The following is a 16,059-nucleotide window of genomic DNA, read 5'->3' as shown; positions in this document are numbered from 1 at the left end:
TGTCCTACTCTATCCCCATTTTTTGCCGGCGCCAGTGAGGAATGTAACGAACCGCGCCAAAAAACGAACGGGGCAGTGCCAAAAAAAGAGGTCCCGAGCGGGACCTCTATATGGTGGAGTTTATCTTGAAAGGTAGCGGACTACTTTGCACAGCGACACACGATCCTCGCGATGCTTTACGCGTTTTCTACTGCTCGCTATTTGCAATCGCCTGGTCGATAAGCTTGTTGAGTGCTGCGCGCTGCTCAGCGGAGCTGATGGCTCCCACGATTGGATCCCCTACGATGTTGCCATTCTGATCGATGACATACGTTGTCGGGAACGAGAACAAATTTGACGTAAACTTACCGGCCTCGCTATCCGACTTGAACCAGATGTTCTTATATGTCACGCCCTTCTTGCTCAGCACGTCCTTGGCATCTGCAATCTCGCCCTTGTTGCCATCGAGCGTAAAGGAATTGACGCCCACGACCTGGCCGCCCTTCTTGGCAAGCTCCTGATTCAGTTTCTCAAGATCGCCCAGCTCGCCCACGCACGGCTTGCAAGTAGTGAACCAGAAGTTCATGACGGTGACCTTGTTCTTAGAGAACAGCTCGTCGCTGTTCACGTCGTTGCCATCCAGGTCCTTGCCCGTAAAGCTGGGGAACTTCGTCGCCTCGCTCGAAGCATTGGCACCAGCCGTCATGCCAGCGGTCGAAGCGTCGACGCTCTCGCCTGAGCTCGGCGTGCTTCCACAGCCGGGGAACTCCTTCTCCAAGCTCTCGAGCTTGTCCTCGATCTCCTTGATCTGCTGTGCACCGGCCTTGAGCGTCTTAAGCTCATCCGCCGTGAACTCATCCTTGGCGCCGTCGATGGTCTTGAGCAGGAAATCGCCGTAATTGCTGCCGTCCTCAATCATTGTCGAGTCTTTATTTGCCGCGTTGAATACCTTTTCCCACAGCGCGTTATCACTCGAAAAGATCTCGTTCTCCTTCTGCATGAGTTTTGCATACAACTCGGCGGCCTCGTCGGCATTGGTCGGCTTCTGCGCAGTGAGTTCTGCGATCTTAGGATCGGAGCCCGCAGATTCACTCGCATTGCCACCGGGTGCCGAGCACGCCACAAGGCACAAGGCCAATACCGGCACCATAAACAGGGCCGCAATCTTAGAAAGCTTCATGGTCATTCCTCCGTTTTGTCGAAGCTTGTTTACTTTTTATCGGCGGTCAAGGGGAGCTTTTCCGCCGACACATCCAGGCCATAGCGATAGCTGATGGCATCGACGGGACAGGCCCCAATGCACTTTCCGCACCGGATACATTCGGCATGATTGGGCGCGCGGACCACATCAACGTCCATCTGACAAACCTTTGAGCACTTGCCGCACGAGACGCATTTGCACGCGTCGACCCGTATCCCCAGTAAGGACACCTTGTTCATGAGCGCATAGAATGCGCCGAGCGGGCAAATCCATTTGCAGAAGGGGCGATAGAACAAAACGCTCAGCACTGCCACGACAATGAGAACGACAAGTTTCCAAGTAAAGAGCTGTCCCAACGCAGATCGAATGCCGGCATTGGCAATGGCCAGAGGAATGGCGCCCTCGAGCACACCCTGTGGACAGATGTACTTGCAAAAGAACGGATCGCCCATCCCCAGATCGTTGACCAACAGCACAGGCAGCAATACCACGGCAAATAGCAGCACAACGTATTTGATATACGTAAGCGCCTTGAGCCTTTTCGTCGAAAGCTTTTTGCCGGGAATCTTATGAAGCAGCTCCTGCAGCCAACCAAACGGGCACAAAAACCCGCATACAAAGCGTCCCAGCAGCACGCCGAGCAAAATGAGCGTACCGGTGACGTAGTAAGAAAAGTTGAACTTGGATGAACCTACCACCGACTGGAACGACCCGATGGGGCACGCACCCGATGCCGCGGGGCACGAATAGCAATTAAGTCCAGGTACGCAGACTGTTTTTCCCGCGCCCTGATAGATGCCGCCTTTGGCAAAGTTTGGCAGGTGAATGTTGGTGATGAGCGTCGCCGCCGCCTGAATGAATCCGCGAAATCGGGCCAAAACATGCGACGCAGTGTTTTCTCTTTTATCCAATTCCGATACACTCCAAGCACAGCCTAATCGCTTTGGCCAGCACGGCATCCGCCTCGCCACGCATAACGCCAAAGCACACCATGGCAATTCCGACGATCAACAAAGCGACCTGTACCACGGGTTTTACCGCTTTTAACAACACGACCACTCCTTTCGTTACGCGACCATTGGACCATATCGACTATAAAATCCGTGTTAAGCGCGATTTGAAATGTGCAAGGAGACTGTTATGCGTATTTTGATCGTCGAAGACGAGCGAGCACTGTGCGATGCAATCGCACGCAGCTTGCGAAACTTGGCGTACAGCGTCGACTACTGTCACGACGGACAGGAGGCGCTCGACCTACTGGACGTTGAGGCCTTCGACCTCGTAGTACTCGACCTCAACCTTCCCCGTATCGACGGCATGACCGTGCTCAGGGAACTTAGGAAAACCGACTGCGAGACCAAGGTACTGATTCTGTCCGCGCGTGGCGAAGTATCCGATAAAGTCGCCGGACTCGATGCCGGCGCCAACGATTACCTCACCAAGCCGTTTCATCTGGACGAGCTTGCGGCAAGAATTCGCAGCCTTACCCTCAGACGCTTTACACAAAGCGACATAGTTTTAACCTGCGGAAAGCTCCGCTTTGACACCAAGGCGCGCATCGCTTCCGTGAACAGCGAGGCTTTGTCTCTTACGCGCAAGGAAACGGGAATCATGGAATACCTGATGCTTAATCAGGGACGTCCGGTAAGTCAAGAGGAGCTTATCGAGCACGTTTGGGATAGCAGCGTGAACAGCTTTAGCAATGCAACCCGCGTTCATATCTCGTCACTCCGCAAAAAGCTACGCAGCGCTTTGGGATACGACCCGATTCGCAATCGGATTGGAGAGGGCTACGTTATGGAGGATAGCGAATGAAAAGGCTTTCTCTGCAATGGCGCATAACGATTATGACGGCGCTGCTGACGTGTGCGGCGTGCGTGCTGACGAACTGCCTGGTCGGCTATACGGGCATGCGCTACATGGACGCCATCGGCAGTGACATCTCGGCCCTTAACGCAACCGGCGAAGACTCGCCCCAGGCGTTCGACCCAACGAAGGGGAGCCTCGATGACAAGGTCACGATCGTCGTAAACGACGCGCAAGAGTCTTTTGGCACGACAGCCTGGTACATCACGGCTGGAGTCACGCTCCTTGGCGGCGTGCTGACATACTTTGTGAGCGGCCGTGCGCTCAAACCGCTACGGGCTTTTGCAGCCCAGGTTGAACGTGTGCAGCCTGACAACCTAAGCGAAATCAGACTCAGTGAAGATGTGCCCACCGAGCTACAACGATGCAGCGCCTCTTTCAACGACATGATCGCCCGTCTTGGCGAAGGGTTCTCTGCGCAGCGTCAGTTTACCGGCAACGCCGCACACGAGCTGCGCACCCCGCTCGCCCTTATGCAAGCACAGATTGAACTATTCATCTCCGAGCACTCCGGTTTGCAACCCGAAACAGCCGAGCTGCTCGGCCTGCTACAAGAACAAACCGAGCGCATGTCTCGAATGACCAAGGTATTGCTCGAGATGAGTGAGCTCCGCAGCGTTCCTTGCGAGAACGATGTTGAACTTGGTCCCTTGTCCGAAGAGGTCCTCACCGACCTTGCGCCACTTGCCGAGAATAAGGACGTAACCCTCGATTGCACCGGAGACGCTTTGACAATCGGAAGTGATACGCTCCTCTATCGGCTGGTGTTCAATCTGGTCGAAAACGCCATCCGCTATAGCCGCACCGACTCGAGCGTTACCGTCTCCATCAGCGACAGCGACAGCCACGTGCTCCTGCGAGTCAAAGATGAGGGCCCGGGAATACCCAAGCAGTACCGAGAGAGCATCTTCCAGCCGTTCTTTCGTCTAGACAAATCCCGCAGTAGGGCATACGGCGGCGCAGGACTCGGGCTAGCGCTTGTTTGGGAGATTGCAGTGCTTCACGGTGGCACGGTAGAGGTCGAAACAAGTTCCGAGAACGGGACCGTGATGCTCGTGACCCTCTCAAAGGGGGCCACCACGTGATCCGACTGTCCAGGGGTCCCACTCGGCATTGCGAAACGCCTCCCAAAACTTGGACATGAGAAATGGGGGGCAGTTCGCATCTATGCCGAGGACGAAGTCCTGGCGGGGATTCAGGATGCGCAGAGGAAGCTTACGGCAGAAAACCCCGACAGAGTCGTGACCGTCGGCGGCAACCGCATGGTGTCGCTTGCCCTCTTCGATTACCCGCACGGGAAATACGAGAACGTTGGAATCGTCTGGATCTATGCGCATCCGGATGTATCCACGCTGAATGATGGCTACCCCAACGCTCGCGCCATGGTACTTGGCAGCCTTTTGGGACTGGGTGCAACGCAACTCGTTTCGCGGATGCGGCATCCGGTGTTTAAGCCGAACGACGTCCTGCATGTCGGGCTACAGCAGCTCCACGACTATCAGGAGGTTTGCTTAAACAAGCATAGGTGTTGCGGTTTTAGCCGATGTCCTCATGGAGGAAAACGACATGCTGGGTCTGTCTGATTAAAGTCCAACAGTTTCCATGAGGCACCGAGCGCGGTAAAAGCTAAAGACCCGGGAGACCCCAAACTGTCAACCATCTTTACGGGTTTAAGGGGAACGGGCAAGACGGCCCACTCTCGCTCCTATCCGAAACGGCGCTTGAACACGGCTGGATTGCAGCGAATGTCTCCGCCATGCCCGGCATGCTCGAAGATATCATCGAGCACACAAAGGAGGCCGCAGGCCGTTACCTCTCGCAGCCCCATACACGCGTGAGCGGAGTTCAAGTTGGGCAGCGGGGCGGTTTAGCGCGCCAATATAATCAAATCGTGCACTTCCATAGTCTCTCGTCTACGTGGTGTACCGTCGTCTCCCCTTTTATCAGAGTTGGGCGATTTTCAGGCACCCGAGCTGAACTCAAATTGAACTCAACGATGCCTTATCGGTCGAGGGCGTCCTAGCGAGAATATACAGAGGCGCACATTTCGCAGGGAACCTCCCATTCGTTATCATATCGGGATACTGTCAAGGCAGCGTCAATGCGTTCGACCTACACCTTCTCGCTTTTCGAGGCCTCGTCTGCAGGACCATCGGAATCGATACGGAATCGATCGGCATACCATTCATCCGAAGCAATCACCTTATGGAGCATCTGGAGATGCAGGTCGACATAGTGGCAGAACGCCTTGCCGCATTCCACGAGAGGCGCATTGTTTCTCTCGTTGGGCTCGGCTCCAAAATTAAACTCGACCTCATAGCCCTCCCCAGGCACACCCATGCTCGGCAGAATATCAATGGAAAAGTGGACGAATCCAGACGTCACCTTGTATACATCTTTTACCTTTGGATCGAACTTCTCGAGTAAGTCTTGAAGTCTTCCATCGGACATCTTCTCACCCGAGAAATCTTTCAGCTTGTTCACAGGCACACCTTGAAACACCTGCTTGAGAAAGTCATCCTGGTCTTCGGCGGCGAATAATGCGAATGTCCGCAGGCAGACTCCAACCTGTGCGCGGAGAAGCTGGGCGACGCAAACAAGATTCCTCGACTCGAGCATGGAGATGAATCCGTCTATCAGTCTCATCGCATACTCAGAGGAGGATGCCAGATATAGATCCCATTGGGTAAAGTCGCCGTTCATGAAGGGAATCACTGCATTGCGCTCGGCGACTCTCAAGGCACTCAGGCTTTGTTCTATTTTCTCAGCTTCTTGTTTGAACTGTTCGCTATCCAAAATGCCCCCAAATGCCGGCTTCTCAACAAATCAAAAAAGCAAGAGAGACAGAGATTAGGTTCCTGCTCCACTGAACCCGCGCTTCCAGTCGAGACACTCCTCCTCGAAGATCTCCCCAGAGTCCCGTCTCTCGCGCCCCTCACGGAACTGTCCATATCAGTGTAGCCAATCCAAGCACAGCCCCACCGCACGGCCCAGTCGCTTCCGGTCCTGCGTGGCCCCGTGAAGGCGGAAGGGCGTGGTTGTCGTCATCGCGTTCCTTTCTCCTCGTACCTTTTTAGGCATGCGTCACGGGCCCCCGCGCGGCGCTGAGAGCGAATCGGCGCAGGCTTGGGGCCAGTTGCGTAGAGGTTGAGGTTCGGGTTTCGCCGGCTTACGCAGCTTGGCGGGCAGAGCGCCCGGGCTCGCTGCGCCTAGGGCGCGGCGGGATCCGCGACGCCGGAGGTGTCGATCTCGCCCAGATTGGCGAGCTGGCTGATGAACGGGATACTCTCGTGTTCGTCCACCTCGACGCCGCCGAGCACGATGGTGCTGTAGCGCGTGTCGACTTGGGTTGTGAACACGGCCGGGTCGAAACCCGAAGCGATAAAGCCAATGCCCGCGAGGACAACACCCGCGGCAACGAGCCCGCCCGCCACGGCGAGGTAGATCTTCTTCGCACTGGTCATGGTACTCACTCCTTTCTACGCCGCGAGATGCGCGGCAGCGCCGCCCTTCTCGCCCTTACCCTTCCAGAAGGGCGAGGCGGCCTTCCTCGCCCAGAGCGCCGAGAGGCGCGCAATTTGTTTTGAGGCGGCCCAAGCGCCAGCACCAACGAAGAGCGCCACGCCGACGAGGCCGAGCCCCACGCCCGCCGAGGCGAGGGCGTACGGGAAGTGGCCGATGATGACGCCGCTTACGGCAAGCAGGAGCCCAACTACGCCCACGCCCCCGAGTGCCACCGCGACGATCCACACGCAGAGCGCCAGCACCCAGATGCAGATATAGACCGTGACGGCCACGGCGGCGAAGGCGGCGAGCAGCGGCACCCACACCGGGGAGCCCACGATGGCCAGCACCCACAGCAGCGCGGTGCTGCGCCGGCGCGTCCTCGCGATCGCGCGCGGCACGGCGGGCAGGTCGTCGAGCGTGGCCTCCGCCACCTCGCCGGGCGTGCCCATGGCGGCCACGGCCTCCTCCTCGCTCATACCGTCCTCCATGCGGTCGGCGATGGCCTCCGCATAGAACGCCTTGGTCTCCTCCACCTGCTCGGCCGGCAGGCAGGCGAGCAGCTCGCCCAACCGGCCCAGAAACTCATCGCGCGTCATGGTGCGCCTCCTCAACGTATGCGTAAATCTCCCGTACGGACGGCCACTCGGCCAGGAACTCCTCGATGCGCGCTCGCCCGTTGTCCGTGATGCGGTAGTACCGGCGCAGCCGCCCGTTGTGCTCGGCGGAGCGCGCCGTGATGCACCCGGCCTTCTCCAGGCGCTTGAGCAGCGGGTAGAGCGTCGACTCCGTGAGCCCCATGCTCGCCGGTACGTCCTTCACGATCTGGTAGCCGTAGGACTCCTCGCCGGAGACGGCCGCGAGCACGCAGGCCTCCAGGAAGCCGCGCTTCATCTGTGCCTCCATCCGCACACCTCCTCTCGTCATATACTATGCTATACACACTATACGATGCAAGGTATTAGACGTCAACTCTCATCGCGAAGATTCTCCGGCCCCTGTGCGCTGCGAACGTGATATCGCGGGGCGGTTGGCATTATGCATGAAACGTCAAGTAACGCTCTTTTGATCCACTTCCACTCGGCCCCATATGCCTTGTACAACAGCCCCTTCAACCTTGGGTTCAAGGGAGCCGCTTGGCTGGGCGTGCCGGACGGTAAGGTCCTGGACGCGATGGTGGACTTCTCCGATGCCATAGGGGTCATGGGTCTACGCCGATGGAGGCCCACGCACGCGGCAGGGCTCGCCCGTCACCGCTGGTCGCCGGACGGTCCCCACGCCCCGCTCGCCAACGCGCAGGCGACAGCAGCAGTCCAGCGCTAGCTGGAGACGCCGGAATGCCCAGAAGATGCGTTTCCCATCACTGCGACAGAGCTTTTTGCAGGGGTGGCAATTTTTCCTAATATCGAGGTCAGCTTGGCTTCGGTAGCCACCTTGAGAGCATCGCCAATAGACTCTTCCTTTATGCGTTCGGCATAATCGTAGGCAATGCCCAACAATTCCAGTCCCGAGTAACAGGAGTACAATTGCTGCCAGTGTTGCCAGCTGTTGGGAGATGGAAGATGGACTGCGATGGTTACCCACGCGTTCCCATGCCGTTGATGTGCACCGCCTTTGTGCCGGGGCAGATTGACGCTGCGGTTGCAAGCATTTCCGACCCCGATTCGCGCGCCATTGCCACGGCAGAAGCGCTGTACTTTCGCGGACAGGCCGCCCTCGCTGCCAAGACGGCGCGCCCCTATGTTGACGCCACCGATCCCGCACTGCGCTATTCCGCATGCTTTATCTGCGGATACGCCAGTCTATCGCTCAACCGCATCGCCGACGCCCGCCGGTGCCTTGCTGGCATCCTCGATACGCCGGCCGACGAGGAATCGCCCGCCATCCACGCCACGCATATCCTGTTCGCCTCGGCCGCGAGCGTCCTGCTGCACTTGCCTTCCCCGTATTCCGCCGAAGAGTTTTATCCACTTGCGGCGCATCTGCCCGAAGGCCTGCGCCTATTCGCCAGCTACGTGATGGCGCACGCCTTGTATCTGCGCGGCGAATACGGCCGCAGCCTGGGCATGGCGGAAAACGCCCTGATTATGAAACAGGGAAGCTATCCAATCTCGGAACTGTTCCTGCACCTGGCAGCTTCCATGGCATGCATGAGCCTCAAGGACATCGACGCCGCAAAAACGCACTTCGGAGCCGCTTGGAACATTGCGCGCCCCGACGGCCTTATCGAGCTCATTGGCGAGCACCACGGCCTTTTGCAGGGACTCATCGAGGCATGCCTAAAATCGCAATACCCTGACGATTTCGCACGCATCATCGAGATTACGTATCGATTCAGCTACGGCTGGCGGCGCATCCACAACCCCGATTCGGGCGAGGACGTAGCCGACGATTTAACGACCACGGAATTCACCATGGCCATGCTCGCCTGCCGCGGGTGGACCAACGCCGAAATCGCACGCCATATGGGAGTATCGTCGGGCACCGTCAAAAACCGCCTATCCGGCGTATACGCAAAGCTTGGCATCGGCACACGCGCCGAGCTGGTCGCGCATATGTTACGTTAGCGACCGGACTACCAAGCGCATCGAACGCGTTCCGGAACCCGGCGCTTCGCTCGATCAATTTGGACATTTTGACCCTTGAACGGCACTACCGCCACGGGGCGCCTTCTCGCAAAATTGGATTATTTCCACCGATATTTGCGGGATGGGAGCCAAAGATGCTTGATCGCCGTTCGTTACTTGTTGCCGGAGTGTCCTCGCTGGCGAGCATTATGTTGCCGCGCGTGCCGGGAAGCACAAACGCCTTCATATTGCCGTTCGCGCCCACCGAAGCCCATGCCGACGAAAAAGACCCCTTCAGGGTGCTCGTGCTCTCGCGCACCATGTTCGGTGTGGTCGTGGTCGACGTCGCCAACAAGAATACGCCCATCACGGGGGCCCAGGTCACGCTCACATCGCGCTATGCCGCAGGCAAGCACCTCACCGCCACTACCGATGACGAAGGCACGGCCATCTTTGAGGTCGCGCCGCTTTCGGAAGGCTACGTGGACGAGGCGACGCTTCTCGACGCGTACGACTTTAACGGCGGCATCTCCATTAGCATGGCGGGCTACCGCGATGTCGAGATTCCCCTCTCGCGTGTCCAAGGCGGCACCGCCATTACCGCACCCACACGTCCGCTCTCCGATGGCGAACCGTACTTTCGACAGCTCACGTTCGACGAATGGGACATCCAGTACGCCGACGCCACGTTTATGGCAATGCCAGCGGACGAAGCAGCAAACGACCAGCCCAACACGCACGCTTTTACCGTGCAGGCCCATCTGCCGCAGGGCGGGCAGGCAACGCTGCGCATCAACAAAGTGATGCCCGCTGCGGGCAGCTCATCCGAAACCGTCACGCAGATTGGCCAAGTCAAGGCCAGCGCATCGGGCGCGGATAATCTGGCGACGTTCACGCTCGAAGACAAGTTCCTCGACGCGGCATCGAGCCTTCTGGAAGAAGGATGCAAGCTGCGCTTTGTCCTCGACTACCAGGGCAAAACCTACACGCTCTCCTCCCCCATGGCCGTTGTCACCGCGCCGGCGGCAAAGGCGGAATCCGGATCGACCACTATCGTCCCCACCACCATGGACCAAGAGATCACTCCGTTTGATTTCCCCGCGGCGTTTCCCGGCATCGGCGGCAATAAGTTCACGTGTTGGATGCCCACATTTCCGATCCACCTCGATTTCTCGTTTGCCGGATACGTGCTGTTTGGCGGAGGATACAAACCAGCCAGCTATATGAACGATTCGGGCAACCCTGATCCGGAATACTGGAAGAAATCGCCGCGTGAGTCGGGCGCCAAGCAGGCAAACCGCTACCTCGACGAGATGGAGGGGAAGTGGAATCAGTACAAAAGTATGAGTGCCGGTTCGGGCACCGATCCAAGAAACACCAAGCTCCTTCGCCACCATTGCACGCCGCTGTTCACGATGGATATCGCCACACAGCTGTACGGCTCGCTCGCCTACGATTGGGCGGGCAAAACCTGGGGTAACAACAACGACCCCGCATACGGCAATATTAAGGCCCTCTTCCAGGTAAGAACCGACCTCAATTGGACCGAGCGGTTTACCCTAGGACCGGTGCCGTTTTTCCTAAACGTCAACCCCTGGGTGCTGGCGAAGCTGGCGCTCGCCGTGGGTGCCCACACGCACGGCAGCGGCGCGGCGTTTTTTAAAAACATTTCGCTCGACTATTCAAACACCTCAGGCTCATTCACCATCCCAATCGGGCTTGCCGTCACCTTTGGCGCCGGCGTTGCAGGCGTCGCTTCGTCTGCCGTGCGCGGCGCCGCATCCCTCACGCTGTTCATTGGGTACGAGAAGGCAGATGGACACCAGCTTCCGCGACTGCGCGTAGGTGCAGACGTCGATGTCGACGTGATACTCCAATTCATCATGTTCAAGTGGACCACCAAGGCTTGGTCGGGGTCGTGGCCCACACTCCTCGATTCGTGGAATATGTCGGTGAACAACGGCGACCAGTATGTACTCCAGCGCTCTGAGCTCGCATTGGGTGGAGATACGCCCTATACACTAGATGCCTGCTTCGGCTCAGCCGGCAACGCCGAGGCGGGCGGCGTGCCGCAATTTATCGCATCGGCCACCATCGTCACCAACGCCGAGCTGCTCGCACGCGCCGAGGTTAAGGCCACTGCCGTAAACGTCGCTTCTGTCGTACGCGATTGGAATCAAGCGGTCACGCGTATTGAGCTCGAGGCGGATGCAGAGAGCGACGACACGGGACAGGTCGAACATTTCGTCCATGCACTGATGGAAAACGACGAAAACGCCGCGCCGATGTACGAGTACGCCTATATCGGCCAGACGACGAACGCCGTTGCTGACCCGAACGCCAATTCTGCCGGCGTGTCGGAGGACGAGCGTGGCGGCATCAAACCCTCGAGCGACAACGTGCTGTTTGCTGGCGTGCTCAGCGAAGCTCACATGAAGCTGGCAAGGATTGCCGGCGTAGAATGCCTGTTCCGTATCGCCTCGGTGCGCTACGGCGACAATGGTCGCTCGCGCCTGGTGGTGCACACAAAGGCAAACGGCACGTGGTCCGCTCCCACGCCCGTGGACTTTCCCCTTGGGTTTGGCGAGGGCGATGTGGAGCGCAACGGCATATTCGATTACGACTTCGACGTGGTGGAATATACAGACGGAAGAGGAAACCAGGACGCCTACGTGCTGCTGGTCTCGGGCGAGCGCCCCGCCGGCGACAACACCCTTTTCGATACGGCGAGCACATCCGGCATACTGTCCGTTGTGCGCCTGCGCATAAGCAACGACGGAGTTCGCGTGATATCGCACACGTCGTGGCGCAGCATCTCGCGCGGCCGCCTTCAGGAGGATGGCTACCATTGCCTGCAGTGCCCACGCATCACGGTGGGCAAGACACTTGTCGACGGACGTCTGTCGGGCGCCTACCTCCACCGCCACGGAGCCACCGCAGAGAAGGCGCTCGGCAGCGAGGCCGAGGTTGCGCTGGAGTGCTTTGCCCTGTGGTCGGATGATTTGGGCGACAGCCTCACGTTCCGCCAAGTTCTCCGCTTTCCGCAGGCACCGTCGAGCATCGAGCTGGGCGCGCCCGAGAATATCAACGGCAAAATGGTGGTGCCCGTTGCATACGAGACTGCAGGCGGTTGTGGCTGCGCATCGTACGCCGTGATCGGCCAGTCCATTGCGGGCTGGGGCGTTATGTCGCCAGATGCCACAGTACCCCACGCGGTGCCGTGGCCGCAGCACACGGGCTTTTTGGCTACCGTCAACGAGCAACTGCAGCATATTACTTGGACGCGAGGCGCATCGGCATTTGCAACGCAGCCCGTGGGTGCCGCAGGCTGTGGCCCGGCATCGTTTAGCGTAAGCAACAACGGCAGGTGCGCGCTCTATGTAGAGAACACCGATGGCAAGGTGGGGCAAACCTACGACGAAGAAGGCAACCCGGTAGCAGTGATGGGCAAGCACTTCCGCATCTTCGCCAGCACCTTGGCAGGCGATCTGTTTACGGAGCCGTTCGTGATGTGCGAGCTGGACCATCCCGTCGATCAGATAACGACATTTTTGACGTCGGGGAGCATGCTCTCCGCGCTCGCCACGCACATTGTGAGCGCGGAGAAGAGCGAGGCAGAACTACACGGCATCGAAGTGCCCTTGGTGGCGTGTGCCACTCCGACGGGCGCAGTCGCTACCTCGGGCGCGGTGGTGCCCGGAGCAGCAGGCGAATCCTTCATGGTCACGGTGCGAAACGACGGCAACACCTTGCTGACCGCCGGCACAATCGATCTGTACCGAGAGGGCTCCAGCCAGCCGTTCTCCAGCGCATCCATCGGGTTCGGAGCGAACACACGCATGGCATCGATCTACGATCCAGAGCTTGCCGAGGACGCTTCGGTCAACGACATGGCACACGTGAAGTACGCGCTCGAAACGCTGGGCACACCTTTTGCAACGCACCCGCTGGTAGCCGACAGTGGCAACGCCGTGCTGGCACCGGGTTGCACGGCACAGTTCCGCATGAGCTTCGCCATCCCCGAGAGTTGGAGCGATGAAGTGGGCAAACGTGTAACGCTATATGCGAAGGCGCGTAATCTGGTGGCGCTCGATCCCGTAACGCTCGAGGAAATTCGACCGGGCGCAAACTCGGCGCTGGGTGCCGTGCTGCACGAGCTTCATGTGCCCGACGCGGCATGCGAACGCTCGGAAGTTCAGGTCGGCGTATGCGACAGCGCTGATACGACAGGACTTCACGACGCCCCGATGACGGTCGACGGCGATGGCGGCGCGAGTGGCGGCGGCACTGACGAGGGCGGCGGCTCCGGCGGAAGCAGCTCCGGCAGTGGCAAGGACCACGGCACTAACAAGCGCTCCGGAAAAGCGGGCGCGCTTGCGGGCACGGGCGATGTCAACGTTCCCCTTACGGCAGCCGCTGCTGCACTCGCCGCGGCAGGCGCCGGCCTCATCGCCTACAGCGCCCGCCGCACGGCGCTCGAAAAAGACACCGCCGATGAGGTCAATTCTGATAAGCCTCACTAGCTCTCAGTTACCTTTGCGAGAGACGCCGACTCGGCTCATCGACCATCAAAATGGGCTGGTTCTGGATACCCAGAGCCAGCCCATTACGCATTAGATATCGTCAGAGGAGTCGAGTTCTGCCTCGAGCTTGGCACACCGTCTTTTCGCCAACAATCCGCACGACACGTCTTCGACAGCGTATCCAACCGCAAACGCAGCAAGACACATTCGGCCGTCTTCAAACTTACTCGGACAGAGCCGACTCGGTTTTGTCCAAGTAAACGAATCTCCATCGAACTCCGAACGATTGTTCGATGGATTTCGTGTTGGGTGGAATCGTCTGTGGGCTGGGCTATGCTACCTTGACTATCTATATGACTTAAACGCAGCAAAGGAGCACCGAGAGAGCGAGTATGGCAAAAAACACCGCAAACTATGGTAACGACAGTATCCGCCAGCTCAAGGACGAGGAGCGCGTACGCCTGCGCCCCGCCGTCATCTTTGGCTCGGACGGACTCGACGGCTGCGCGCATGCCGCCTTCGAGATCCTGTCCAACGCCGTTGACGAGGCGCGCCAGGGCTACGGCAAGCTCATCACCCTTACCGCCTTTCGCGATGGTTCCATTCAGGTAGAGGACAACGGCCGCGGCTGCCCGCTCGACTGGAACCCCTCCGAGAAGCGCTTTAACTGGGAACTCGTCTTTTGCGAGCTCTACGCCGGCGGCAAATACAACAATAACCAGGGCGGCGACTACGACTTCTCGCTCGGCACCAACGGCCTGGGCTCATGCGCAACCCAGTACGCCTCCGAATACATGGACGTCACGGTTTGGCGCGACGGCAACAAGTACTCCCTGCACTTTAAGAAGGGCAAGGTCGTCGGTGCCAAAAAGAAGGCACTCGAGATTGAGCCCAGCGACGAGGATCGCACCGGCACCACCATTAAGTGGCGTCCCGATCTTGAGGTCTTTACCTCCATCAGCATCCCCCACGATTGGTATCGCGAGACAATGCGCCGCCAGGCCGTGGTCAACGCCAACGTGACCTTCCGCCTGCGTATCGAGGGCGACGATGGCGAGTTTTCCGAAGAGGATTTTTGCTATCCCAAGGGCATCGAGGACTACGTGCTCGAGAAGGTCGGTACCGACTACCTCACCGAGCCCTTCTTTATCGAGGCCGACCGTCGCGGTCGCGATCGCGAGGACCTGCCCGACTACAACGTGAAGATTACCGCGTGCATGTGCTTCTCGCGCACCTTCATGATGCAGGAGTACTACCACAACTCATCGTGGCTCGAGAACGGCGGTTCGCCCGAGAAGGCCGCCCGCAGCGCTCTGACCAGCGCCATCGATGCCTACATCAAGCAACAGGGCAAGTACAACAAAAACGAGAGCGGCATTAAGTGGCAAGACGTCCAGGACTGCCTGGTGCTGGTGACCAACTGCTTCTCCACCCAGACGTCCTATGAAAACCAGACCAAGAAGGCCATCAACAACCGCTTTATCCAGCAGGCTATGACGGCCTTCTTTAAGGAGCGCCTCTCGACTTACCTGATCGAGAACAAAGACGCCGCTAACAAGATCATGGAGCAGGTGCTCATCAACAAGCGCTCGCGCGAGAACGCCGAGAAGACGCGTCAGAGCATCAAGACCAACCTGCAGCAGAAGACCGACATGGCCAACCGCGTGCAGAAGTTCATCGACTGCCGCTCCAAGGACAAGAGCCGCCGCGAGATCTACATCGTAGAGGGCGACTCGGCAGCAGGCGCCATTCGTACCTCGCGCGATGCCGAGTTCCAGGGCGTTATGCCCGTCCGCGGCAAAATCCTCAACTGCCTAAAGGAGGACTATCCACGCATCTTTAAGTCCGACATCATCATGGACCTCATGCGCGTGCTGGGCTGCGGCGTGGAGATCAAGGACAAGCGCATCAAAAACCTCGGTGCCTTTGACCTTGACAACCTCAACTGGAACAAGGTCATCATCTGTACGGACGCCGACGTCGACGGTTATCACATCCGTACGCTCGTGCTCACCATGCTCTACCGCCTGGTGCCCACGCTTATCGACGAGGGCTACGTGTATATCGCCGAATCGCCGCTCTACGAGATCAACTGCAAAGAAAAGACCTACTTTGCCTACACCGAGCTCGAGAAGAACGGCATCCTCAAAGAGATCGGCGACCAGAAGTGTTCCATCAACCGCTCCAAGGGTCTTGGTGAGAACGATCCGGACATGATGTGGCTCACCACCATGAACCCCGAGACGCGTCGTCTGATCAAGGTGGAGCCCGAGGACGTCACCAAGATGGAAACCATGTTCAACCTGTTGCTGGGCAACGACGAGGCGGGCCGCAAGCGCCATATCTCGGAGCACGGCAAGGAATACCTGGACCAGTTGGACCTGCAGTAGCAGCAAATCGATAACGACGGCCCATAAGA

The 16,059-nt window shown here is 58.6% G+C and carries 14 protein-coding genes; 6 read left to right on the top strand and 8 right to left on the bottom strand.

Going from position 1 to position 16,059, the window contains the following annotated elements:
• Positions 1 to 187 precede the first annotated feature (187 nt).
• From ABG996_RS01530 to ABG996_RS10800, 3 genes are read right to left on the bottom strand one after another with little or no spacing between them, the layout of a single operon-like run.
• Positions 188 to 1,159 carry a TlpA family protein disulfide reductase gene (locus ABG996_RS01530; protein WP_347478181.1) on the bottom strand — a complete coding sequence of 324 codons (972 nt, stop codon included), beginning with the start codon at positions 1,157 to 1,159 and terminating at the stop codon, positions 188 to 190.
• A 29-nt stretch (positions 1,160 to 1,188) separates the two neighbouring features.
• Positions 1,189 to 2,091, bottom strand: a complete 903-nt coding sequence (locus ABG996_RS01525) for a 4Fe-4S binding protein (RefSeq protein WP_347478180.1) — start codon at positions 2,089 to 2,091, stop codon at positions 1,189 to 1,191.
• Positions 2,084 to 2,155, bottom strand: a complete 72-nt coding sequence (locus tag ABG996_RS10800; protein WP_254179316.1) for a CD1871A family CXXC motif-containing protein — start codon at positions 2,153 to 2,155, stop codon at positions 2,084 to 2,086. Before ABG996_RS10800 ends, ABG996_RS01525 begins: the two co-directional genes overlap by 8 nt.
• Positions 2,156 to 2,302: 147 nt before the next feature.
• Here ABG996_RS10800 and ABG996_RS01515 point away from each other — a divergent pair, with 147 nt between their 5' ends.
• The 3 genes from ABG996_RS01515 to ABG996_RS10795 are packed head-to-tail and all read left to right on the top strand — an operon-like array spanning position 2,303 to position 4,629.
• The gene (locus ABG996_RS01515; RefSeq protein ID WP_430733162.1) at positions 2,303 to 2,995 is read left to right on the top strand and encodes a response regulator transcription factor; all 693 of its coding nucleotides are present in this window, start codon (positions 2,303 to 2,305) and stop codon (positions 2,993 to 2,995) included.
• The gene (locus ABG996_RS01510) at positions 2,992 to 4,131 is read left to right on the top strand and encodes a HAMP domain-containing sensor histidine kinase (RefSeq protein WP_347478178.1); all 1,140 of its coding nucleotides are present in this window, start codon (positions 2,992 to 2,994) and stop codon (positions 4,129 to 4,131) included. The genes ABG996_RS01515 and ABG996_RS01510 overlap by 4 nt, the downstream gene beginning before the upstream one ends.
• 27 nt (positions 4,132 to 4,158) lie before the next feature.
• Positions 4,159 to 4,629 (top strand): arginase family protein, encoded by a 471-nt coding sequence (locus ABG996_RS10795; RefSeq protein WP_430733163.1) that lies wholly within the window; start codon positions 4,159 to 4,161, stop codon positions 4,627 to 4,629.
• A gap of 529 nt (positions 4,630 to 5,158) precedes the next feature.
• Here ABG996_RS10795 and ABG996_RS01505 read toward each other — a convergent pair.
• From ABG996_RS01505 to ABG996_RS01485, 5 genes are all read right to left on the bottom strand, one after another.
• Entirely contained in the window at positions 5,159 to 5,842 is a 684-nt protein-coding gene (locus ABG996_RS01505; RefSeq protein WP_117848186.1) for a hypothetical protein, read from the bottom strand.
• Positions 5,843 to 6,255: 413 nt separating this feature from the next.
• Complete coding sequence (locus tag ABG996_RS01500) at positions 6,256 to 6,510, bottom strand: hypothetical protein (RefSeq protein ID WP_347478177.1); 255 nt, start codon at positions 6,508 to 6,510, stop codon at positions 6,256 to 6,258.
• Positions 6,511 to 6,525: 15 nt separating this feature from the next.
• Complete coding sequence (locus ABG996_RS01495; RefSeq protein WP_117848183.1) at positions 6,526 to 7,149, bottom strand: DUF1700 domain-containing protein; 624 nt, start codon at positions 7,147 to 7,149, stop codon at positions 6,526 to 6,528.
• A complete protein-coding gene (locus tag ABG996_RS01490; RefSeq protein ID WP_347478270.1) occupies positions 7,136 to 7,456 on the bottom strand; it encodes a PadR family transcriptional regulator in 321 nt (106 codons plus the stop codon). Before ABG996_RS01490 ends, ABG996_RS01495 begins: the two co-directional genes overlap by 14 nt.
• A gap of 413 nt (positions 7,457 to 7,869) precedes the next feature.
• Positions 7,870 to 8,046 carry a hypothetical protein gene (locus tag ABG996_RS01485; RefSeq protein ID WP_195625189.1) on the bottom strand — a complete coding sequence of 59 codons (177 nt, stop codon included), beginning with the start codon at positions 8,044 to 8,046 and terminating at the stop codon, positions 7,870 to 7,872.
• 66 nt (positions 8,047 to 8,112) lie between these two features.
• Between ABG996_RS01485 and ABG996_RS01480 the strand changes: the two genes are divergently transcribed.
• From ABG996_RS01480 to ABG996_RS01470, 3 genes are all read left to right on the top strand, one after another.
• Positions 8,113 to 9,117 (top strand): helix-turn-helix domain-containing protein, encoded by a 1,005-nt coding sequence (locus tag ABG996_RS01480; protein ID WP_347478176.1) that lies wholly within the window; start codon positions 8,113 to 8,115, stop codon positions 9,115 to 9,117.
• A gap of 155 nt (positions 9,118 to 9,272) precedes the next feature.
• Positions 9,273 to 13,640, top strand: a complete 4,368-nt coding sequence (locus ABG996_RS01475; protein WP_347500961.1) for a hypothetical protein — start codon at positions 9,273 to 9,275, stop codon at positions 13,638 to 13,640.
• A gap of 392 nt (positions 13,641 to 14,032) precedes the next feature.
• Positions 14,033 to 16,030 carry a DNA gyrase/topoisomerase IV subunit B gene (locus ABG996_RS01470; protein ID WP_117820832.1) on the top strand — a complete coding sequence of 666 codons (1,998 nt, stop codon included), beginning with the start codon at positions 14,033 to 14,035 and terminating at the stop codon, positions 16,028 to 16,030.
• The last annotated feature ends 29 nt before the right edge of the window (positions 16,031 to 16,059 follow it).

The organism is Collinsella aerofaciens, assembly GCF_039836695.1.
Classification (GTDB): Bacteria; Actinomycetota; Coriobacteriia; order Coriobacteriales; family Coriobacteriaceae; genus Collinsella; species Collinsella aerofaciens_BD.
Note: the sequence above shows the minus strand (reverse complement) of the source record. Positions and strands in the feature narration are given on the sequence as shown.

What these genes read in the sequence shown, in the direction of transcription:
- ABG996_RS01475 (WP_347500961.1), top strand. Translation starts at nt 9,273, where the DNA reads ATGCTTGATCGCCGTTCGTTACTTGTTGCCGGAGTGTCCTCGCTGGCG.
- ABG996_RS01470 (WP_117820832.1), top strand. Translation starts at nt 14,033, where the DNA reads ATGGCAAAAAACACCGCAAACTATGGTAACGACAGTATCCGCCAGCTC.
- ABG996_RS01500 (WP_347478177.1), bottom strand. Translation starts at nt 6,510, where the DNA reads ATGACCAGTGCGAAGAAGATCTACCTCGCCGTGGCGGGCGGGCTCGTT.
- ABG996_RS01510 (WP_347478178.1), top strand. Translation starts at nt 2,992, where the DNA reads ATGAAAAGGCTTTCTCTGCAATGGCGCATAACGATTATGACGGCGCTG.
- ABG996_RS01490 (WP_347478270.1), bottom strand. Translation starts at nt 7,456, where the DNA reads ATGGAGGCACAGATGAAGCGCGGCTTCCTGGAGGCCTGCGTGCTCGCG.
- ABG996_RS01530 (WP_347478181.1), bottom strand. Translation starts at nt 1,159, where the DNA reads ATGAAGCTTTCTAAGATTGCGGCCCTGTTTATGGTGCCGGTATTGGCC.
- ABG996_RS01495 (WP_117848183.1), bottom strand. Translation starts at nt 7,149, where the DNA reads ATGACGCGCGATGAGTTTCTGGGCCGGTTGGGCGAGCTGCTCGCCTGC.
- ABG996_RS01515 (WP_430733162.1), top strand. Translation starts at nt 2,303, where the DNA reads ATGTGCAAGGAGACTGTTATGCGTATTTTGATCGTCGAAGACGAGCGA.
- ABG996_RS01480 (WP_347478176.1), top strand. Translation starts at nt 8,113, where the DNA reads ATGGACTGCGATGGTTACCCACGCGTTCCCATGCCGTTGATGTGCACC.